General features: G+C 63.7%; 19 protein-coding genes. 7 read left to right on the top strand and 12 right to left on the bottom strand.

Annotated features, from left to right (window positions below; genetic code table 11):
- Positions 1–13: 13 nt before the first annotated feature.
- Together K6M89_RS24750 and K6M89_RS24745 are read left to right on the top strand one after the other, a co-directional pair.
- Positions 14–1,249: an MFS transporter gene (locus K6M89_RS24750; RefSeq protein WP_222141353.1), complete on the top strand. Its 1,236-nt coding sequence runs from the start codon at positions 14–16 to the stop codon at positions 1,247–1,249.
- Positions 1,246–1,632 carry a VOC family protein gene (locus K6M89_RS24745; RefSeq protein ID WP_222141333.1) on the top strand — a complete coding sequence of 129 codons (387 nt, stop codon included), beginning with the start codon at positions 1,246–1,248 and terminating at the stop codon, positions 1,630–1,632. The genes K6M89_RS24750 and K6M89_RS24745 overlap by 4 nt, the downstream gene beginning before the upstream one ends.
- Before the next feature lie 31 nt (positions 1,633–1,663).
- On the opposite strand, the gene ertB is transcribed toward K6M89_RS24745, so the two are convergent.
- The 8 genes from ertB to ubiE all read right to left on the bottom strand — a co-directional run bounded on the left by ertB (position 1,664) and on the right by ubiE (position 11,810).
- Entirely contained in the window at positions 1,664–3,325 is a 1,662-nt protein-coding gene (gene ertB / locus K6M89_RS24740; protein WP_222141332.1) for a thiourocanate hydratase, read from the bottom strand.
- Positions 3,326–3,561: 236 nt separating this feature from the next.
- Positions 3,562–3,891: a TfoX/Sxy family protein gene (locus K6M89_RS24735; protein ID WP_222141331.1), complete on the bottom strand. Its 330-nt coding sequence runs from the start codon at positions 3,889–3,891 to the stop codon at positions 3,562–3,564.
- Between the two features lie 3 nt (positions 3,892–3,894).
- Positions 3,895–4,992 (bottom strand): thiohydantoin desulfurase, encoded by a 1,098-nt coding sequence (gene ertC / locus K6M89_RS24730; protein WP_222141330.1) that lies wholly within the window; start codon positions 4,990–4,992, stop codon positions 3,895–3,897.
- Positions 4,973–6,253: a Zn-dependent hydrolase gene (locus K6M89_RS24725; protein ID WP_222141329.1), complete on the bottom strand. Its 1,281-nt coding sequence runs from the start codon at positions 6,251–6,253 to the stop codon at positions 4,973–4,975. The genes ertC and K6M89_RS24725 overlap by 20 nt, the downstream gene beginning before the upstream one ends.
- Positions 6,250–7,629 (bottom strand): hydantoin-5-propionate amidohydrolase, encoded by a 1,380-nt coding sequence (gene ertD / locus K6M89_RS24720; RefSeq protein WP_222141328.1) that lies wholly within the window; start codon positions 7,627–7,629, stop codon positions 6,250–6,252. Before ertD ends, K6M89_RS24725 begins: the two co-directional genes overlap by 4 nt.
- Positions 7,630–7,742: 113 nt before the next feature.
- A complete protein-coding gene (locus tag K6M89_RS24715) occupies positions 7,743–9,320 on the bottom strand; it encodes an aromatic amino acid lyase (RefSeq protein WP_222141327.1) in 1,578 nt (525 codons plus the stop codon).
- A 91-nt stretch (positions 9,321–9,411) separates the two neighbouring features.
- Positions 9,412–10,986 (bottom strand): 2-polyprenylphenol 6-hydroxylase, encoded by a 1,575-nt coding sequence (gene ubiB / locus K6M89_RS24710; RefSeq protein ID WP_222141326.1) that lies wholly within the window; start codon positions 10,984–10,986, stop codon positions 9,412–9,414.
- A 47-nt stretch (positions 10,987–11,033) separates the two neighbouring features.
- Positions 11,034–11,810, bottom strand: a complete 777-nt coding sequence (ubiE, locus tag K6M89_RS24705) for a bifunctional demethylmenaquinone methyltransferase/2-methoxy-6-polyprenyl-1,4-benzoquinol methylase UbiE (protein WP_097579494.1) — start codon at positions 11,808–11,810, stop codon at positions 11,034–11,036.
- Between the two features lie 150 nt (positions 11,811–11,960).
- Between ubiE and mutM the strand changes: the two genes are divergently transcribed.
- The 5 genes from mutM (at position 11,961) to K6M89_RS24680 (ending at position 17,781) form a co-directional block, all read left to right on the top strand.
- Positions 11,961–12,851: a bifunctional DNA-formamidopyrimidine glycosylase/DNA-(apurinic or apyrimidinic site) lyase gene (gene mutM, locus K6M89_RS24700; protein ID WP_222141325.1), complete on the top strand. Its 891-nt coding sequence runs from the start codon at positions 11,961–11,963 to the stop codon at positions 12,849–12,851.
- Between the two features lie 20 nt (positions 12,852–12,871).
- Complete coding sequence (locus tag K6M89_RS24695) at positions 12,872–13,645, top strand: enoyl-CoA hydratase (protein WP_097579496.1); 774 nt, start codon at positions 12,872–12,874, stop codon at positions 13,643–13,645.
- Positions 13,646–13,836: 191 nt separating this feature from the next.
- The gene (gene rpsT / locus K6M89_RS24690; RefSeq protein WP_008524652.1) at positions 13,837–14,115 is read left to right on the top strand and encodes a 30S ribosomal protein S20; all 279 of its coding nucleotides are present in this window, start codon (positions 13,837–13,839) and stop codon (positions 14,113–14,115) included.
- A gap of 840 nt (positions 14,116–14,955) precedes the next feature.
- Positions 14,956–16,506, top strand: a complete 1,551-nt coding sequence (gene dnaA / locus K6M89_RS24685) for a chromosomal replication initiator protein DnaA (protein ID WP_097579644.1) — start codon at positions 14,956–14,958, stop codon at positions 16,504–16,506.
- Between the two features lie 162 nt (positions 16,507–16,668).
- Positions 16,669–17,781 (top strand): saccharopine dehydrogenase family protein, encoded by a 1,113-nt coding sequence (locus K6M89_RS24680; RefSeq protein ID WP_222141324.1) that lies wholly within the window; start codon positions 16,669–16,671, stop codon positions 17,779–17,781.
- A 135-nt stretch (positions 17,782–17,916) separates the two neighbouring features.
- On the opposite strand, the gene hemW is transcribed toward K6M89_RS24680, so the two are convergent.
- Genes hemW through rph form a run of 4 tightly spaced genes read right to left on the bottom strand, consistent with a single transcriptional unit; the run spans position 17,917 to position 20,915 of the window.
- On the bottom strand, positions 17,917–19,119 hold the full coding sequence (hemW, locus tag K6M89_RS24675; protein WP_222141323.1) for a radical SAM family heme chaperone HemW: 1,203 nt from the start codon (positions 19,117–19,119) through the stop codon (positions 17,917–17,919).
- Positions 19,120–19,128: 9 nt separating this feature from the next.
- Complete coding sequence (gene rdgB / locus K6M89_RS24670; RefSeq protein WP_222141322.1) at positions 19,129–19,773, bottom strand: RdgB/HAM1 family non-canonical purine NTP pyrophosphatase; 645 nt, start codon at positions 19,771–19,773, stop codon at positions 19,129–19,131.
- Positions 19,774–20,199: a VOC family protein gene (locus tag K6M89_RS24665; RefSeq protein WP_097579500.1), complete on the bottom strand. Its 426-nt coding sequence runs from the start codon at positions 20,197–20,199 to the stop codon at positions 19,774–19,776. It lies immediately after the preceding gene.
- Complete coding sequence (rph, locus tag K6M89_RS24660; protein WP_010024267.1) at positions 20,196–20,915, bottom strand: ribonuclease PH; 720 nt, start codon at positions 20,913–20,915, stop codon at positions 20,196–20,198. The genes K6M89_RS24665 and rph overlap by 4 nt, the downstream gene beginning before the upstream one ends.
- Positions 20,916–20,985 lie beyond the last annotated feature (70 nt).

The raw sequence follows: 20,985 nt of genomic DNA, 5'->3' as shown, positions 1-20,985 counted from the left end.
TCCGGATGAAGATATGCCGTCACCTCATCCCGTGAAGACCGCGTTCCAGGGGGAAAGGCACTACCTGACGCGCGGCACCGCCGCCTATCGCCGCGCCAGCATGGCCCTTTTCCTCTCCGGCTTTTCCACCTTCTCGCTGCTTTATTGCGTGCAGCCGCTGCTGCCGATCTTTTCGCAGGAATTCTCCGTCAGTCCGGCCGAAAGCTCGCTGTCGCTGTCGCTCTCTACCGGCTTCCTAGCCCTCGCCATCGTCTGCGCCGCCGCTGTCTCGGAGGGCCTCGGCCGCCGCAGCCTGATGTCGATATCGCTGCTCGGCGCGGCATTGCTGACGATCGCCACCGCCTTTGCGCCGAACTGGCAGCTGCTGCTCGTCATCCGCGCCCTGCAGGGGCTGGTTCTCGGCGGCGTGCCTGCCGTCGCCATGGCCTATCTCGCCGAGGAAATCGATCCGCGCGGCCTTGGCGCCACCATGGGACTCTATGTCGGCGGCACGGCCTTCGGCGGCATGTCCGGCCGCGTGCTGACCGGCATCTTCGCCGAATATCACAGCTGGCGGCCGGCGCTCTTTCTGATCGGCGCCATCGGCCTTGCCGCGGCGCTCGGCTTCATCGCCCTGCTGCCGCCATCGCGGAATTTCGTCCGCCGGCCGGGCTTCGATCCGCGCTTTCACGCCAAGGCCTGGCTCGGCCACCTCGCCAATCCGGTGCTGCCCTTCATCTTCGCCATTGCCTTCCTGGCGATGGGCTCCTTCGTGACCATCTACAATTACGCCGGCTTCCGTCTCGTGGCTCCGCCCTATGGCCTCAACCAGACCGAACTCGGCCTGATCTTCACCGTTTATCTCTTTGGCATCGGCGGCGCCTCGATCGGTGGCCTCATCGGAGATCGGATCGGGCACTTCTCTGTGCTGCTCTTCGGCCTCGCGCTGACCGCCGCCGGCACCGCGTTGACACTCACCGCCGCGCTGCCATCGATGATCCTCGGCATTATCGTGCTGACGGCCGGCTTCTTCTTGAGCCATTCCATCGCCAGCGGCCTCGTCGGCAGGCTGGCGCATGGCACCAAGGGCCATGCCTCATCGCTCTATATGCTGGCCTATTACGTCGGCTCCAGCCTCATGGGCTCGGCGGGTGGCTGGTTCTTCGCAATCAACGGCTGGGCCGCCGTCGTCGCCTTCACCCTTGTCCTGCTGACGCTCGCCTTTATCTCCGCCTGTGTCGCGCAGCGTCTTGCAAGGGAAAAAACATGATCCGCATAGACCGTCTCGATCATCTCGTGCTGACTGTCGCCGACATCGCAATTACCTGCGATTTTTATTCCGGCATCCTCGGCATGTCGGTCGAAACTTTCGCGGAGGGCCGCAAGGCGCTGAAATTCGGCCGCCAGAAGATCAACCTGCATCGGGCCGGCCACGAATTCGAACCCAAGGCCAGACATCCAATCCCCGGCTCCGGCGACCTCTGCTTCATCGCCGAGACGCCGCTTGCCGACGTCATCGCCCATTTGCGGGCGTCGGACATTGTGATCGAAGAGGGCCCGGTCGAGCGCACCGGCGCCACCGGACGGTTGCGTTCGGTTTATTTCCGAGATCCTGACAGCAATCTCATCGAGGTTTCGAATCTGATCGACTGACGCTCGATAGGCCGAATACCGGCTTGCGGGTTCAATCCAGACGGATATAGGGCACGTCCTTCTTCGTCACCTCGTCCAGCGCCTCCTCGTAGCCCGCATCGGCGTAACGCATGACACCAAGGGCGGTGTCGTTGGTCAGCGCGTGGTCGAGCCGCTCGTCGGCGGCATCGGTGCCGTCGGCGATGACGGTGACGCCGCAGCTCGTCATGTAGCCGGCATAGCCGCCGCCGCCGGAATGGACGACGACGAGATCGGCCATCGACGAGCAGAGCATCATCGCGTCGATCAGCGGCCAGTCGGCAATCGCGTCGGAGCCATCCTTCATCCGCTCGGTCATGATATTGGGATGCGCCATGGCCCCGGCATCGAGATGGTCGCGGGAAAAGGCGACGGGACCTTTCAATTCGCCGCCTGCGACCAGCGCATTGACGCGCCGCGCCAGCATCGTGCGTTCGCCGTGGCCGAGCCAGGCAATGCGGGCCGGCAGCCCCTCGAAGGGAACGTGCTCGCGCGCCAGCCGGATCCAGTTGGTGATGATCTTGTTGTCGGGGAAGAGTTCGAGCAGCAGATCGTCGATGCGGGCGATATCGCTCTCCTCGCCCGACAGCGCCATCCAGCGGAAGGGGCCGATTGCCCGGGCAAAGAGCGGCCTCAGATAGGCTTCGGTGAAGATCGGAATGTCGAAGGCATTGCTGACGCCGCCCTCCTTCGCCTGGGTGCGGATGAGGTTGCCGTTGTCGAAGACCTCGGAGCCGCGTTTCTGGAAATCCAGCATCGCCGTCACATGCTCGACGATCGAAGCGCGGCTTGCCGCCATCAACTGCCCCTGGCCATCGTCGCGCAGTTCTCTCACCTGATCGAGGCTCATGCCCTTCGGCACATAGCCATAGACCAGATCGTGCGCCGAGGTCTGGTCGGTAACGATGTCGGGCACGATGCCGCGCCTTGCGATTTCGGGATAGACTTCCGCCGCATTGCCGACGAGGCCGACGGAGAGCGCCCGCCTGTCCTTCACCGCCGCATCGATCATCTCAAGGGCGGTATCGAGATCGGGCGCGATCTCCTGGAGATAACCGATCTGCTGGCGCTTGCGGGCGCGCTCCGGATCGATGTCGACGCAGAGGATCGCAGCACCCGCCATGCGGCCGGCGAGCGGCTGCGCCCCGCCCATGCCGCCGAGACCGGCCGTCAGCACGAAGCGGCCGGCGAGATCGCCGCCGAAGCGCCGCTCGGCAATGCGCATGAAGATCTCGTAGGTTCCCTGGATGACGCCCTGGCTGCCGATATATTGCCAGGCGCCAGCCGTCAGTCCGCCCCAGCAGATCAGTCCCTTGCGCTGCAGCTCGTAGAATACCTCGGCCTCTGCCCATTGCCCGACGATATTGCAGTTCGCCATGATGACGAGCGGCGCCTTGGCGTGCGTCTTCACCAGCCCGATCGGCTTGCCGGACTGGATCAGCAGCGTCTGATCCTCCTCCATCTCGGTCAGCGCCTTGACGATGCCCTTATGCGCCGCCCAGCTGCGGGCCGCCTTGCCGAGCGCGGCATAGACGATCAGATTGTCAGGATCCTCGCCGACGGACAGAACGTTTTCGAGCAGGCGCAGCAGCGCTTCCTGCCGCCAGCCCTTGGCGCGCAGCTCCGGTCCGCCGGGGATCGGAAATTTCGGATGGCGTGGATTGGCCTTCGGCATGGTGGTTTCCTCGCTTGGTCGCTATTTTTCCCTTCTCCCCTGCGGGGGTCCGAAGGTCGGGTCGAGACCTGTGGCTCGACCCCGGTCGGTGGCCCGAAGGGTCGGATGAGGGGGCGGCACGCACAGCATTCATTGCCCTTCGCTTGCGCTCAAGGCACTCGCGGCCCTGCCGCTCGCCCCCTCATCTGTCCTTCGGACATCTTCTCCCCGCCGGGGAGAAGGGGAAAGCTCAGTCGTTATTTACCCGGCAGCGATTCCACATAGGCGAGGGCGCCATCGAGCAAACGCCGTCTCAGCACATCGTCGCCGTAAACCTCGGCCGTCGCCCGCACCCAGCCCTGCATCACCCGTTCGCCGGAGAGCATCTGAATCACGCCGGGCAGTGCCAGCGCCCAACCGTCATTGCCTTTGCCGAGGCGGATCAGCATGCCGTCATTGCGCGCACCGCAAAGCAGATTGCCGTCCAGCAGGAAGGCCCGGCCGCCGAACATGGATTTTTCGGTAAGCCCCCGCCGGTCGCCAAGTTCCTCGCGCAGCAGTTCTTCGAGGCCGAGATCGCGCGTCATGGCTCAGGCCTTCGTTTCCAATGCATAGCGGGCGATCTCGATCCCCATCGCCTTTTCGACGACGGGATAGACGGTGGGATCGAGCACGCTTGCCGACAGCGGGATGATATCCTTCGGCACATGCAGGATGAAGACCTGCATGCCTTCCCTAAGCTGGCCGACGCTGAGCGGCTCACCCTCGGGCGACAGCGTGGTGATCACGGCGGGGAAGGTGGCAAGCCGGCCGCCATCGGCATCATCCACCGCCATATATTCGTTCATCACATGCAGCGTCACCGATTTTGCCCCCGAACCGACGATGACCGTGCCGATGTCGAAGGCTTCCCTCGTGTAGACGACATCTTTTCGAGAGATGACGCCTTCGGCGAGGATATGCCCGCCCGTCGTCTTGCAGATCGCGTCGATGACATCGGACCCGCCGCGTTTCTCCGCCGCGATGATCGCCTCTCCGAGCGCAAGCGCCATCGAGATGCCGCCGAGTGCGGCATGGCTGCGGACATAGGACGCCCTCAGCGGATTGCGGCAACTGGCGATGAAGCCGCCGGATTGATCGGCGGCGGCGCGCAGCACCGGCGAGATCTTCGCCGTCGCCCCCTTCACCACCAACTCGATATACCTGTTCTCGGCCCGATTGCCGCCGACCGCCGTCTGGATCATCTGCTCGGGGGAGGCCGCCATGCCGATCGAGCCCATGTCGCCTGTGGGATGGGCGCGGATATCGCCGACGGCGTCGACCACCTTGGTGCCGAGGATCGCCGAGGGCAGCCAGCCGTTCAGCGTCGAGGATTTGCCGTTCTGGCCGATGATCAGCCCGGAAAGCTTTTCGCCCAGCGCCTCCTGCAGGAGCTGCACGGCCTTGACATAATCGATGCCCTGCATTTCCCAGGGCGTGGTGGAGGCCGGCGCGCCGATGGCAGCAGCCGTCGCGATCCAGTCCTCGTCCCGCAGTTCGTCGATCGAGACCAGCTCCGGTTTGCCGACATTGACGGCCGCAAGCCCGAGCATCCGCCCATGATCGGCCCAGCCGCCGCCGCCGGCGGCATAGACGGAGCCGCCCTTGACGGCGGCTTCGACGTCCTTCTCAACCAGTATGCGTCCCATTGGCCTTCTCCCGCTTCGAATCCGTGTCCATCTCACGCACCGCCTCGAACAGCACGGCGGCGCCGAGCGCGATGTCGTCATTGTCGGCCCATTCGTCGGGGCAGTGGCTGCGGCCTGCCCGGCAGGGCACGAAGATCATGGCCGCCGGCGCCAGCTTGGCGATCCAGGCCGTGTCGTGTCCGGCGCCCGAGGCCATGCGCCGATGTTTCGCGCCGACGCGCTCGCAGGCGGCCTCGAGCGTCGAAAGCAGCCCGGCATCGCCCGGCGTCGGCAGATTGTCGGATACTCGGTTCGGCGCCTCGATCCTCACGCCATAGGCGGTCGCCAGCTTTTCGACATGGCCGTCGAGCCAGCGGCAGAAGGCCTCCATGTCGGCGCGGATTTCCGCGCGCCCGTCGATCAGCAGCACGACCTTCGACGGCACGACATTGGCGGCATTCGGCTCGATCCTGAATTCGCCGACCGTCGCCGCAAAATGCCCCGGCGTTCGGGCAAGTTCGGCGGCGGCGTTGCGGATGTCGAGCACCAGCTGCGATGCCGCCACCAGCGCATCCGCCCGCCGGTCCATCGGCGTCGTGCCGGCATGGTCGGCTCGCCCCTCGACGGCAATTTCGACGCGGGTAATACCGGCGATGGCGGTGACGATCCCGATATCCTCCCGTTCGGCTTCGAGCACCGGACCCTGCTCGATATGCAGCTCGAGAAAGCCGGCTATGTCAGGCCTCTTCTGCTGCGCCAGGACTCCAGGCTCGCCGCCCACCTGGGCAATGCCCCCGGCAAGATCGAGATCGCCGCTGACGCGCGAAAGCCAGGACTCCGGCAGTTGCCCGGTCATGGCGCGGCTGCCGATGCAGGAGACGCCGAAGATGCTGACTTCTTCGGCGAGGAAATCGACGATCTCCAGATCGTGGTCGAGCTCGATGGTCTGGTCGCCGAGCGCCCGCGCCACTTCAAGCGCCGCGATCACGCCGGCAATGCCATCGAAGCGGCCGCCGTCCGGCACCGTGTCGGAATGCGAACCGAGCATGATCGTGCCGAGCCACGGTTTGCGGCCGGTGCGCCGGCCGATCAGATTGCCGGCCGCGTCGATCCGCGTTTCGAGTCCGGCCGCTTTCATCCGCGCTTCAAGATAGGTCCGGCCTTCGTGAAAGAGCGGCGAGAAGGCCCGCCGCGTCCAGGGATGCCCCGGCTCGGTGATCGCGGCCAGCGCCTCGATATCCTCAGCGATCCTGTTGGCATTGACGGGAAGATTGCTACTCATGCACCGGCTCCGGGAATGACGTGGCGCGGCGGCGGCCGGACGAACCGGCCGGTGCCGGGCTTGGCCAGCACCTTGCCGCCCTCGGCGATCTTTTCGCCGCGCAGGTAGGTGGCCGCCACCGTCCAGGGAAGGGCAATGCCGTTATAGGGGCTCCAGCCGACGACATTGTTGCCGCTTGCCGACGCATCATAGACGCTGTCCCGCGGTTCCAGCACGGCGATATCGGCATCTTTGCCCGGCATCAGCGCCCCCTTGATATGGTCGAGCCGGAAATGCTTCGCCGGATTCTCCGCCATCAGCCTGGCCGCCCAAGTCAGCGGAATGCCGCGCTCGATGGCGCCTTTGACGAAAAGCGGTACCATGACCTCGAGGCCCGGCACGCCGGATGCGTTGGCGAGCATGTCGGGATTGGTCTTGCGGTTCTCCGACCAGCTGACGTGATCGGTCGAAACCAGCCAGACATCACCGTCGGCCACCTTGCGCCAGAGCTTCTCCACCTCGGCGCGCGGCCGCAGCGGCGGATTGATCTTCGCCTTGCCGCCGAGGCGCTTGACGTCGTTCTCTTCGTCGAGCGTCAGATAATGGATGCAGCATTCGACGGTCGCCGCAAAACCGTCACGCCGATAGGCGCGGGCGATATCGTAGCCGCGCCCGAGCGAGCAGTGCACCACATGCGCCGGGCAGCCGGTGGCGGCACCCGTTTCGAAGATCGTGTGCATCGCCAGGAGTTCGGTGATTGGTGGCCGCGACAGGCCGTGCGCCCGCCAGTCGGTGATGCCGCGCGCCTTCACCTGCTCGATATAGCTGCGCACCGCCTCGTCATCCTCATTGTGCACGCCTGCCGTCAGTCCCGTCGGCGCGATCGCCGCGAAGCAGGCGTCGAGCAGGGCCGGCGGAATGCGCGGAAAGCGCTTGGGGTCGGTGCCGAAGGTCGAGAATTTGAAGGCGGCGACGCCGGCCTCGACCATCTCGCCGATCCGTGCCGGGCCTTCTTCCGGGTCGACTGTGCCGTAAAGCGCGAAGTCGACGCGCGCCTGCTGCCCGGCATGGTCGATCTTGCGTTTGACCGCCGCCGCCGAGCAGACGAGATCGCCCTCGTCATAGGGCATGTCGACGATCGTCGTGACGCCGCCGGCCGCCGCCGACCGCGTCGACCAGATGAAATCCTCCTGATCTTTCTGGGAAAGCGAGTGCACCTGGGCGTCGATGGCGCCGGGCAGGATCAGTGCTTTGCCGAGCAGATGCCGTTCACGCGCCGCAGGCGGGACGCCGAGGCCGACCTCGGCGATCTTGCCGTCGCGGGCGGCGACATAGCCCTCTTCGAGGATGCGGTCCGGCAGCACCACCGTGCCCTGCAGAACGAGATCGAAGTCCATGTCGCTTCCTCCCTGGGCTGAAGTCAGACCGTTGCCGGCTGGAGCGTGATGCCAAAAGCGTGACGTCGATCTAATGTAGAACAGGTTCCAGATTTTCAGTCCTTGGCCTGGCATCATCCTGTTCGGCTCGCCAGCCGCTCCTCGATGGGCTCCGGCGAGCCGAGTGCGAAGAAATCGTCGAACGAGGCGATCGGCACCTGTTCGGTCAGTTTTGTCAGAAAGTCGTCCGATCCGAGCTCTTCCTCGATCGCCTCCACCTCGGCCGAAAGCGGCCGGTCGACGGTATAAAAGGCCGCGTGTTTGCGCACGACCTGATAAAGCATGCCGGCGACGCCCTTCGGTTCGTCTCCGAGAATGTCGATTGCCTGGGCCGAGAGCAGCGCCTCGAGCGCCGCAAGCCGCTTCAGCGCCTGCATCTGCCGCTCGAAGCGCTCGATGACCAGCGGCAGGAAGGCCGCCTCGTCCTCCAGGCCGGCTGCAACGACCAGCGACTGCGCCGAAACGGGGCCGGACATCGACAAGACGCGCGAGAAGATCTCGCCGGCAAGCTTGATGATCGGCCCGAAGCCGGTGGCGATCCGACCGGGCGGCACGAGATTGACCGGCAGGTCGCGCCGCTGGCCATTGCCGAGAATGACGCAGCGGTTGAAGGCGTTGCGCGCGGCATGCGCCATGCACAGCGCCGCCGATTCGAGCAGGATCGTCACATCGAGCGGCAGCGATCCGCCCGAGGTCATCACCCTGCCTTCCACCACCACGGGATTGTCGTCCGAGCGGCCGGTGGCGGCAAGGATCTTGTGGCCTGTTGACAGCAGGTTTTCGATGACGGCGCCGAACACCTGGGCGATCATGCGCAGGCTAAGGGGATCCTGCACATGCGTCGCGACCGGCCAGTTCCAGTCCTCCGACGCATTGCAGAGCCAGGCGCCGATCAGCGCCTCGCGCGCCGTGCCGACATGGCGGACGGCCTTCCACGGGTCGCGGGAGGCGCCGAGCGCGCCGGCCGCCATCATCCCCGTCGCCAACAGGACGCGGATCGAGGCCGCTGCATTGCGCGTCGTTTCCGCCGCCGCGGCAAAGCTGACCGCATTGACGCTGAGCGAGGCGAGACTGTCGCGCGGCGCCATCCGCACCGGTTGCAGTCCCGCCGCCCGAAAGGCGTCGGCCGCCTGCATCCGGCTGCCGCGGTAGACCGCTTCGCCGACGCCGGTCAGCACCGCGCCGATCTGCCCCATCAGGCCGATATCGGCGCAGCCGATCGAGCCGGTGCGGCGCACGACCGGGATGAGATCGGCTTCCAGCATCGTGATATAGGCCTGGATCAGCTCCGGCGTGCAGCCGACCTGACCGGTCAGCGCAGTATTGACGCGGATCGCCATGGCATTGCGCACGACGTTGCAGGAAAACGGCGTGCCGGTGCCGAAATGATGGGCGCGCACCAAGCCGAGATTGAAGGTGTCGAGTTCGTCGGCCGACCACTCCACATCCTTCATGGCTCCGACACCTGTTGTCGAGCCGTAGACGGGCATGCCTGAGGCAATCGCATCCTCGACGATCTCGCGGGCGATGGCGATGCGGGCCATGCCAGTCGGCGAAGCAGAAATCGTCGCCTTGCCCGCACCGATGGTCACCATCTCGGCAAAACCAAGCGGTCGTCCGGAAAGTTCGATGCCGGGGCGTTCGTGCTGCATGTGCCAGATCTCCTAAACGGTGAGACTAAGCGAGCCCTCCGCCACATGGGATATCCTAAATGCCGAACACAGCATGTTTATCGGGAGGCGGTCAGCTCAGCATCCAGGCAATATAGAGAAGCGTCAATGCGATGACCCACAGAGCGATCCTGGCCGAGCGGTTGTGGCGCGCTTCGGCCTTGCCGATCGCATCCGCCGTCTCAGCATCGAAACGCAGCCCGTGTTCGCTCATATGCAGGAGCTGATGGTGAAATTTTTCGGTCTTCGCCGCAATTTCCGGCACGGCTTCGGCAAGCTTGACCGCCGCCTTCAGCCCGTCCTTGATATCGGTGGCGATCCGCTTCGGCCCGAGATTGTTATGGATCCAGTCGCCGACGACGGGCTCGGAGGCCTTCCACATGTTGAAGCGCGGATTGAGCATGCGCGACACGCCTTCGACCACGACCATGGTCTTCTGCAGCATCACCAGCTCCGGCCGGGTCGCCATGTCGAACAGTTCGGTCACTTCGAAAAGCAGCGTCAAGAGCTTACCCATCGAGATCGTCTCGGCCGGCTGGCCGTGGATCGGCTCGCCGATCGCCCGGATCGCCTGGGCAAAGCTCTCGACATTGTGGTGGCCGGGCACATAGCCCGCCTCGAAATGCACCTCGGCGACGCGAATGTAATCGCGGGTGATGAAGCCGTAGAGGATTTCGGCGAGGAACCGCCGTTCCTTCTTGCCGAGCCGCCCGACGATGCCCATGTCGACGGCGACGATCATGCCACCGGCATCGACGAAGAGATTGCCCGGATGCATGTCGGCATGGAAGAAGCCGTCGCGCAGCGTATGGCGCAGGAACGACTGGATCAGCGTGTCGGCGAGCAGGTTGAGATCGTGGCCGGCCGCGCGCAGCCCCTCGACGTCAGACATTCTCGTGCCGTCGATCCACTCCATGGTGATCACGTCGCGGCCTGTGCGCTCCCAGTCGACCTTCGGTACGCGGAAGCCGGGATCGCTATCGGTGTTTTCGGCGATCTCCGAAAGCGCTGCCGCCTCGAGGCGAAGATCCATCTCCACCTTCGTCGTCTGTTCGAGCGTCTTCGTCACCTCGACCGGCCGCAACCGCCGGCTCGACGGCATGAAACGCTCCTGCATATGGGCGACGAGGTACATGGCCTCGATGTCGTGCGCAAAACGCTGGCGCACGCCGGGTCGCACGATCTTCACGGCGACCTTCTTGCGGCCCTGCGATGTCTCGACTTCGGCCGGGTGTACCTGGGCGATCGAGGCGGCGGCGATCGGCTCGCCGAAGCTCGCATAGAGTTCGCCGATCGGCCGCCCGAGCGAGCCTTCGATATTCGCCTTTGCGGCAGCCGAGGGAAAGAAGGCCATCCGGTCCTGCAACTGCGACAGGTCGTTGGCGAATTCGACGCCGACGACATCCGGCCGCGTCGCCAGGAACTGCCCGATCTTCACATAGGAGGGACCAAGCCGCTCGACGGCCTGCGCCAATCGGTCGCTGCGCTTCTGATGCTTCGCCTTGCTTCGCTCGAAAATCGTGACGAAGGATTTGGCAAGCGCGACCGAAGGCGGCAGGCCTTCGGAAGGAAGCGCCGAGACGACGCCCTCACGCACCAGCACCCAGCCGACGCGCCAAAGGCGGAAATAGGCCCCGAAAGTGCTCATGCCGAAATGCTCCGCCGAGGGAGGTCTGTCTTGCTTCCCATATTCACTCAGAGCTTCCAGCCGGAATGCAGTGCGGCGATGCCGCCGGTATAATTGGTGTAGCTGACGCGCGAAAAGCCGGCCTGGCGGATCATCGCCGCGAAATTCTCCTGGTTCGGGAACTTGCGGATCGATTCCACCAGATACTGGTAGGGTTCGGCATCGCCGGTGATCGCCTTGCCGAATTGCGGAATGGCGTTGAACGACCAGGCGTCATAGATCTTGTCGAGCAGCGGCATGTCGACTTCGGAAAATTCCAGGACCAGCAGGCGTCCGCCGCGCTTCAGCACACGATAGGCCTGAGCCAGTGCGACGTCGATCCGCGGCACGTTGCGGATGCCGAAGGCGATCGTATAGGCGTCGAAGCTGGCGGCCTCGAAGGGCAGTTCCTCGGCATTGGCCTCGACGAAGGTCAGATTGCCGGAAAGCTTCTTCTTTTCCGCCCGTTCGGCGCCGACGCCGAGCATCGAGCCGTTGATGTCGAGCACGGTCGCATGCGCCTGCCGGCCCGAAGCCTCGACGATGCGGAAGGCGATGTCGCCGGTGCCGCCGGCAACGTCGAGCACCTTGTAGCCCGGTTCCTTGCGCGGATTGAGCGCGGCGATCATCGCATCCTTCCAGGCGCGGTGCATGCCCATCGACATGACGTCGTTCATGATGTCGTAGCGTTTGGCGACCTTGTGGAACACCTGGTTGACCAGGCCCTGCTTCTCGCCGCCGGGCACTTCGCGAAAGCCGTAGGAGGTCTCCATGCCGCCATCGGCGGAAGTGCGGCTTTCTGACATCAGGCTGCTCCGTTCCTTCAAGATTCGGGCACGGCGGCCATAGCGAAAGACCGCGCGCGACGTTATCACTGGGCCGCGCTCTCCGCGGCTCACTGGCGCTATAGCGCACATCGACCTCGGTTGAAACACGTTCGATATAGATGGGTTAAGATGCCGGAATTGCCAGAAGTCGAAACGGTCAAACGCGGGCTGGCGCCGGCGATGGAGGGGGCTCGCGTCGCAAGGCTGGAGCTGCGCCGCAGGGATCTGCGCTTCCCCTTTCCCGATGCCCTGGCGGACAGGGTTTCCGGCCGCACCATTATCGGGCTTGGCCGCCGCGCCAAATATCTGCTGGTTGATCTCGATGACGGCAATACACTGATTTCCCATCTCGGCATGTCCGGTTCCTTCCGTATCGAGGAGGGTGCGGCCTCGGCGATGCCGGGCGAATTCTACCATGCCCGCACCAAGGACGAGAAGCACGATCATGTCGTCTTTCATCTCGAGGGCTCGGGCGGCCCGCGCCGCGTCGTCTATAACGACCCGCGCCGTTTCGGCTTCATGGATATGGTAAGACGTGCCGATCTCGCCGCCCACCCTTTCTTCCGCGATCTCGGCCCGGAGCCGACGGGAAACGATCTCGGCGCCGCCTATCTCGCCGACCGTTTCCGCGACAAGGCTCAGCCCATGAAGAGCGCGCTTCTCGACCAGAAGAACATCGCCGGTCTCGGCAATATATATGTCTGCGAGGCGCTGTGGCGTTCGCATCTTTCGCCGATTCGCGCCGCCGGCACCCTGGTGACGCCGGGCGGCAAGCCGAAGGAAAAGCTCGGCCTGCTCGTCGCCTCGATCCGCGACGTCATCGCCGATGCGATCGCCGCCGGCGGATCCTCGCTGCGCGACCATATCCAGACGGACGGATCGCTTGGTTATTTCCAGCATTCCTTCTCCGTCTATGATCGCGAAGGTCAGGCTTGCGGCACGCCCGGCTGCGGCGGTACGGTCGCCCGTATCGTGCAGGCGGGTCGCTCCACCTTCTATTGCGCCGCCTGCCAGAAATAAGAGAGAACCGGGAGACCAGCATGGCTTACGAGACATTGATCGTCGAAACCCGAGGCAATATCGGCCTCGTCACGCTGAACCGCCCGCAGGCGCTGAATGCATTGAATTCCACCGTCCTGAAGGAGCTGAAGGCGGCCTACGCCGCCTTTCATGCCGACGAGGCGATCGGCGCCATCGTCATCACCGGCTCCGAGCGCGCCTTTGCCGCCGGCGCCGATATCAAGGAGATGCAGTCGCTCCAGTTCGCCGACATCTATAAGAGTGATTTCATCAGCGGCTGGGACGACATCGCCAAGGCGCGCAAGCCGGTCATCGCCGCCGTCAGCGGCTTTGCCCTCGGCGGCGGCTGTGAGCTTGCCATGATGTGCGATTTCATCATCGCCTCGGAGACGGCGAAGTTCGGCCAGCCGGAAATCACCCTCGGCGTCATCCCCGGCATGGGCGGCTCGCAGCGGCTGACGCGCGCCGTCGGCAAGGCGAAGGCGATGGATCTCGTCCTGACCGGCCGGATGATGGATGCGGCGGAAGCCGAACGATCGGGACTCGTTTCGCGTGTGGTGGCGCCCGAGCGTCTGCTCGACGAGGCGCTTGCCGCGGCGGAAAAGATCGCTTCCCTTTCGCAGCCCTCGGTGATGATGGCCAAGGAGGCGGTCAACCGTGCCTTCGAGACGACGCTGGAGGAGGGGCTTCGCTTCGAGCGCCGTCTGTTTCACAGTCTCTTTGCTACCGATGATCAGAAAGAAGGCATGGCGGCCTTTGTCGAGAAGCGCAAACCTGCCTTTCAGCACCGTTGAATGCTTTTCGATGCTTCCGGCTGGAAAGCTTGAAAATCCGCGTTGACGTGGGCCGGCTTTAGGGTTATATGCCCGCCCACGGTTCGGAAAGCCGCTCTGGTTTTCCGCGATTGCTCCCGCATTGCTGGATTTTGTGGCCGCAGGGCCCGCGGTAATGGCGGAGTTTGTTCGAATTCTTGAGAGAGGCATCCATGGCCAATACAACTTCGGCGAAAAAAGCGACCCGCAAGATCGCCCGCCGTACCGACGTCAATAAGGCTCGTCGCTCGCGCGTTCGCACTTTCGTTCGCCAGGTCGAAGAGGCTATCGCATCCGGTGACGCCGACAAGGCGAAGGCCGCTTTCCTGGCCGCCCAGCCGGAGCTTGCCCGCGCCGCCAGCAAGGGCGTGCTGCACTCCAACACGGCATCGCGCAAGGTCTCGCGCCTGGCCGCTCGTGTGAAGGCTCTTTCGGTCTCCGCGACCGCGTAATCTTCCGTTAACGACCTCCTCGTTATGATTAGCCCGGTAATTTTACCGGGCTTTTTCGATTCCGCTGATTGGCGTCTTCATGGTTAATCGCACGACTGTTTCGTGTCAACGCCATGACAGGAAAAGTCTTTGAAAAACAATAGCTTGCGCAAGGATGCTTTCGCGCCGCGCGACTCTGGCCTGCGCTCCGGGGACCCTGGGCGAGTCAAGAAGATTTTTATTTTTTTTCTTTCTTTGCGTGTCAAAATAGCCCGAACGGGGAATCTCCTTGATTCAAAAGCGATTCTTTTTTGACGCTGGTGTGACGCCCGAAAAGGGCGGACGGAGTCAATGGCCGCATCTTAATTTTGCGTAAAATTCATCGTTGATCTTGCCATTTGATCCTGCCTAAATGGCTTCCAACAAAGGGCGCGGACATCACCTGCAGAGGCTCGGTCTTAACTGCCACGTCGGCAGGGCGATAAGTTTGTGCCATTTGTTACGGAGCCTTGCGCTTCCGTTTTTTCAAGCACTCGACGGATTTGAGCCGTAACGTGGCTGTTACGGGGCAGGGATGTTTTGTGCCTATGGCAACCACACGTTTAACGTGAGCTGCCGGATAGGGATAGTAATATTGCGTTCGGGCTGGTCGGCCGAAAACGAGGATCGACCGCCAGCCTGGCACGGAAGGCCGATGAAGGTCGCCGCATGAACGCGGTACCTGCACCGGTGTTCTGCGCCATGTTTGAGTGAACCGGCAGGCGAGTGGCTTCATGAGGATGCCGCCAGCCCGTCAAAGGCGGGGAATGCTCGGGCGGCTGTTTTAGCGGAGGCCGCCCGGTGGAATTGAAAGGCGGCATTATGCAGATGAATACGATGACGGCAGGCGGGCACGACAACGGGGATGCGGCACCGCAGGCGTTCGGCTCCATTCGCCTGGAAATGGGGGAAGCAAAGGCGGAAATGAAGCAGAGCATTTTGTTCGAGCGCGTCAGCGCGCGCTTGAAGGCCCAGGTCGGCCCTGATGTCTATGCCAGCTGGTTTGCCAGGTTGAAGCTGCATTCGGTATCGAAGAGCGTCGTTCGCCTGTCGGTGCCCACGACCTTCCTGAAGTCGTGGATCAACAATCGTTATCTCGATCTCATCACCGGTCTGTTCCAGGCCGAAGATCCGGAAATCTTGAAGATCGAAATCCTGGTGCGCACGGCGACGCGCAGCGGCATGAAGGCCGCCGACGAGGTGGTCCAGCCCGAGCCGGCTGCTCCCGCGCAGATGCGCCGCCAGCCAAGCGCCCAGCCGGCCGGCCAGGCCGTCCAGCAGACGGTTTCGGCTGTTGCCGCTGCAAGGCCGGCAAGCTTTGGTTCGCCGCTCTTCGGTTCGCCGCTCGATAGCCGTTTCACCTTCGAAACTTTCGTGGAAGGCAGCTCCAACCGCGTCGCGCTTGCGGCTGCCAAGACGATTGCTGAGGCCGGTTCCGGCGCCGTGCGCTTCAATCCGCTCTTCGTCCATTCGACGGTCGGGCTCGGCAAGACCCACCTGCTGCAGGCGATCGCCAATGCGGCGGTGCAGAACCCGCGGGCTCTGCGCGTCGTCTATCTGACGGCGGAATATTTCATGTGGCGCTTCGCCACCGCGATCCGCGACAACGACGCGCTGACGCTGAAGGATTCGCTGCGCAACATCGACCTCTTGATCATCGACGACATGCAGTTCCTGCAGGGCAAGATGATCCAGCACGAATTCTGCCATCTCCTCAACATGCTGCTCGACAGCGCCAAGCAGGTGGTCGTCGCCGCCGACCGCGCGCCCTGGGAGCTGGAATCGCTCGATCCCCGCGTCCGCTCGCGCCTGCAGGGCGGTGTGGCGATCGAACTCGACGCGCCGGATTACGAAATGCGTCTCGAAATCCTCAAGCGGCGCCTTGCGGCCGCCCGCCTGGAGGATCCGTCGCTCGAAATTCCGGCCGACCTGCTCCAGCACGTCGCCCGCAACATCACGGCCAGCGGCCGCGAACTCGAAGGCGCCTTCAACCAGCTGATCTTCCGTCGCTCCTTCGAGCCGAACCTGTCGATCGAGCGCGTCGACGAACTGCTCGCCCATCTCGTCGGCTCCGGCGAGCCGCGCCGTGTGCGCATCGAGGATATCCAGCGCATCGTCGCCAGGCACTACAATGTCTCGCGCCAGGAACTGGTCTCCAATCGCCGCACCCGCGTCATCGTCAAGCCGCGCCAGATCGCCATGTATCTGTCGAAGACGCTGACACCGCGCTCCTTCCCCGAGATCGGCCGCCGTTTCGGCGGGCGTGATCACACGACCGTGCTGCACGCCGTGCGCAAGATCGAGGAGCTGATATCGGGAGACACCAAGCTTTCGCACGAAATCGAGCTGCTGAAGCGGCTGATCAACGAATAAGTGGTGGATTTTCGAGGGAATTCGACGGCCGGGAGCGATCCCGGCCGTTTTCCTTTATAAGCTTTTTATTCTATACCTCCGGCCATCCCGTGCACGTCCGATTTGGAGCGGCGCGCATCGGACAAAAATGAAAGCGCCGAGCGGGCGCGTGGGAGGATATGCATGAGTTTTAAAAAGATTGCCGTTCTCGGCCTGGGCAAGGTCGGACGGCTGGCGGCGACGCTGTTGCATGAAGGCGGCTTCGAGGTCATCGGCGTCGACGCGCAATTGCCGCTGGGCGATCTGCCCTTCAAGTGCCGCACCGGCGATATTTCCGACGCTCAGGTCATTGGCGAACTGCTCTCCACTGTCGAGGCGGTGCTCTCCTGCCTTCCTTACCATCTAAACATCGAACTGGCCCGCGCCGCCCATCTTGCCGGCATCCATTATTTCGATCTGACCGAAGACGTTCCCACAACCAACTTCATCATCGAACTGTCGAAGACGGCCCGCGGACTGATGGCGCCGCAATGCGGCCTGGCGCCGGGTTTCGTCGGCATCGTCGGCGCAAGCCTTGCCGACGGCTTCGAGCGCTGCCGCTCGATCCGCATGCGCGTCGGCGCCCTGCCGCAGCATCCGACCGGCCTTCTCGGTTATGCCTTCAACTGGTCGCCGGAAGGCGTCGTCAACGAATATCTGAACGATTGCGAGGTCATCGAGGGCGGTGTGCGCAAGCTGGTCTCGCCGATGGAATGGCACGAGACCATCTATGTCGGCGGCGTCAAGCTCGAAGCCTTCACCACCTCGGGCGGACTCGGCACCATGTGCGACACCATGCTCGGCAAGATCGACAATCTCGACTACAAGACCATGCGTTATCCCGGCCATATGGAACTGATGAACTTCTTCTTCCATGAGCTTCTGATGCGCGACAAGCGCGCACTCGCCGGCGAGATTCTGACCAATGCCAAGCCGCCCGTCGAAGACGACGTCGTCTATGTCCACGTCGCCGCCGAGGGGACGGAGAATGGCAGCCTGCGCCGCAAGGAATTCGTGCGCGCCTATTATCCGATCGACATTGCCGGCGCGCGCCGCACGGCGATCGCCTGGACGACGTCGGCCTCCGTCGTCGCCGTCATCGAGATGGTCCGTGACGGGCTGCTGCCGGCGACCGGCTTCCTGCATCAGGAGCATATTCCGCTGGAGATGTTCCTGAAGACGCCGACCGGCAGCCTGTTCAAGGCGGGCGCCACTACAGCGCCGCGCGTCTCTTCAGACGCGCAAAAGGCGCTGTAGCACTTTGAATTGCTGCATAATTTTATCCTTAAATCGATTTCGATTTAAGGAATTATGCAGTAGCACAGGTGAACATGGTTTCCGGCGCGGATGGCGACATCGCTGCCGCGCTGGAAACAATCCGTTGTCCTGATGTCAGCAGGCGAGATCGGCGACGACGGAATCGAGGATCAGCATGCCCGCCGGCGTGCAGCGCAGCCGTGAATTGCCGATCCGCTCGATGAATTTATGTTCGAGCAGAAACTCTTCCCGCTTCGGATCGAGCTCGCGGCCGGAAAGCTGCTGCCAACGGGCCAGGTCGACACCTTCCCTGAGCCGCAGCCCCATCAGCAGCAATTCGTCGGACTGCTCCTCATAACCCAGCCGCTCCTCGTCGAGAATGCCGTGGCCGTCCCGCTCGACCATGTCGAGCCAGGCTTCCGGCTTGCGCTCGGTCGCCGTCGCGATTTTTTCGCGGCCGCGCGTCAGCCGGCCGTGCGCGCCCGGCCCGATGCCGGCATAATCGCCGTAACGCCAGTAGGTCAGATTGTGCCGGCTTTCCGCACCCGGCCGGGCGTGGTTGGAAACCTCATAGGCGGGCATGCCCTCGCGCGCGGTGATCTCCTGCGTCGCCTCATAGAGCACGGCCGATTGCTCGCCATCCGGCACGATCAGCTTGCCTGCCTTGTGCAGGCCGTAGAAGGGCGTACCTTCCTCGATGGTCAGCTGATAGAGCGACAGATGATCGACCGCATAGGCGATCGCCTGCTTCAGCTCCCTTTCCCAGTCCTCGACCGTCTGGTCCGGCCGGGCATAGATGAGATCGAAGGACATGCGCGGGAAAATGTCGCGCGCGAGCCGGATCGCTTTCAGCGCATCGGCGACGTCATGCAGCCGGCCGAGGAATTTCAGGTCGCGATCATCAAGCGCCTGCACCCCGAGCGAGACGCGATTGACGCCGGCCGCCCGGTAGCCGCGGAAGCGCTCGGCCTCGACACTGGAAGGATTGGCCTCCATGGTGATCTCGATACCATCAGGCACGTGCCAGTGCCGGGCAATGCCGTCGAGAATGGCGGCAACCGTTTCCGGCTGCATCAACGAGGGCGTGCCGCCGCCAAGGAAGATGCTCGTCACCGTCTTCGGCCCGCTCATCGCCCTTACCGCCGCCGTCTCCTTCAGGAAGGCGGCGGCAAAGCGCTCTTGATCCACCGGCTGGTGGCGCACATGGCTGTTGAAGTCGCAATAGGGACACTTCGCCGCGCAGAAGGGCCAATGGACATAGACGCCGAAGCCGGGCTCGCCGGTATCGGGCAGCAGCGCCGCATCGCGCGAGGAGCCTGGCGTATCGAAATTGTCCACGTGGTGACCTTATGCCTCCAGGCAGGTTTCGACGAAGAGTTTGAAGGCGCGCGCCCGGTGCGACAGCGCCTGCGGCTTGCCGATATTCCAGCCGTGTTTTTCCTCGCCGCTCATCTCGCCGAAGGTAACGCCGTAGCCCTCCGGCTGGAAGACAGGATCGTAGCCGAAGCCTTGCGTGCCGCGCGGCGGCCAGACGACATTGCCCTCCACTTCGCCGCGGAAGAGCTCGGTATGCCCGTCCGGCCAGGCGAGGCAGAGCACGCTGACGAAACGCGCGGTGCGCTGTTCAAGCATCGTCGCCCCTGCATCCTGCAGCGCCTTTTCCACCTTCGCCATCGCCATGTCGAAATCGCGCGTGCCGTCGGCTCTTTCCGCCCAATTGGCGGTGTAGACGCCGGGATCGCCGCCGAGCGCATCGACCACCAGCCCGGAATCGTCCGACAGCGCCGGCATGCCGGCGGCATTGGCCGAGGCGACCGCCTTGATCGTCGCATTTTCCTCGAAGCTGGTGCCGGTCTCGTCGGGCTCGACGAAATTCAGCTCGGCGGCCGATTTGGCGGTGAAGCCGAGCGGACCGATCAGTTCCTGGATCTCGCGGATCTTGCCGGCATTGTGGCTGGCGACGACGATGGTCTTCGTTTCAAGCTTGCGCATTCAGATATCCTGTTCGATGCCCCAGATTTTGGCCTCCGCGCATTCCAGGCTGTTGCCATCAGGATCGCGGAAATAGATCGAGCGGCCGCCGTTCGGCCAATGCACCTCGGATTCGATCGCCACACCCGCCGCTTTCAGCCGTTCGGCCATCGCATCGATATTGCGGCCGGAGACCCGGAAGCAGGCATGGCCCTCGCCGCTCGTGCCGTGTGGCGGCACCTGCAGGGCATTGGGCGCCGGCGGCTTTACCGTCTCCTCGGGGTTGAAGATCAGCAGCACGCCGGGGCCGCAGCGGAAGAAGACATGCCGGTTGGCCGCACGGGTGATCTTTTCAAGTCCGAGAACGTCTTCGTAGAAGACCTCGGCCGCATCGAGATCCCGCGCATAGAGCGCCGTTTCCAGCATGCCTTCCAGCATGGGGTTCATCCCGCAATCGCCTGTTTCTGCAGGGCGACGAGTTCGCCGATGCCGTTCTTGGCAAGACCCATCAGCGAGGTGAATTCCTCTTCGGTAAACGGCGTGCCTTCGGCCGTGCCCTGGATCTCGACGATGCCGCCGGCGCCGGTCATGACGAAATTGGCGTCGGTCTCGGCCGAGGAATCCTCGAGGTAGTCGAGGTCGATCACCGCTTGGCTGGCGAAGACGCCGCAGGAGATGGCGGCGACATGATCCTTCAGGACCCGGTCGACCTTGATCATGTTGCGGCTTTCCATCCATTTCAGGCAATCGTAAAGCGCGATCCAGCCGCCGGTGATCGATGCGGTCCGCGTGCCGCCATCGGCCTGGATGACATCGCAATCGAGGGTGATTTGCCGTTCGCCGAGCGCCTGCAGATCGACGACGGCGCGCAGCGACCGGCCGATCAGCCGCTGAATTTCCTGGGTGCGGCCGCCCTGCTTGCCGGCGGCGGCCTCGCGTTTCATGCGTTCGCCGGTCGCCCGCGGCAGCATGCCGTATTCGGCCGTCACCCAGCCCTTGCCGGTATTGCGCAGCCACGGCGGCGTCTTGTCCTCGAGGCTTGCGGTGCAGAGCACATGCGTATCGCCGAACTTCACCAGGCAGGAGCCTTCCGCATGCTTGGAAAAGTTGCGCTCGAATGAGACCTTGCGCATCTGGTCGGTTTTTCTGCCTGAAGGCCGCATTCTTATCTCCTGGAGTTGCTGACCGCTTCTACGATTGGCGGCGCCTATTTGCAAATTCCCTTTTGCCACG

It is taken from the genome of Rhizobium croatiense (assembly GCF_019793465.1).
Lineage (GTDB): Bacteria > Pseudomonadota > Alphaproteobacteria > Rhizobiales > Rhizobiaceae > Rhizobium > Rhizobium croatiense.
Note: the sequence above shows the minus strand (reverse complement) of the source record. Positions and strands in the feature narration are given on the sequence as shown.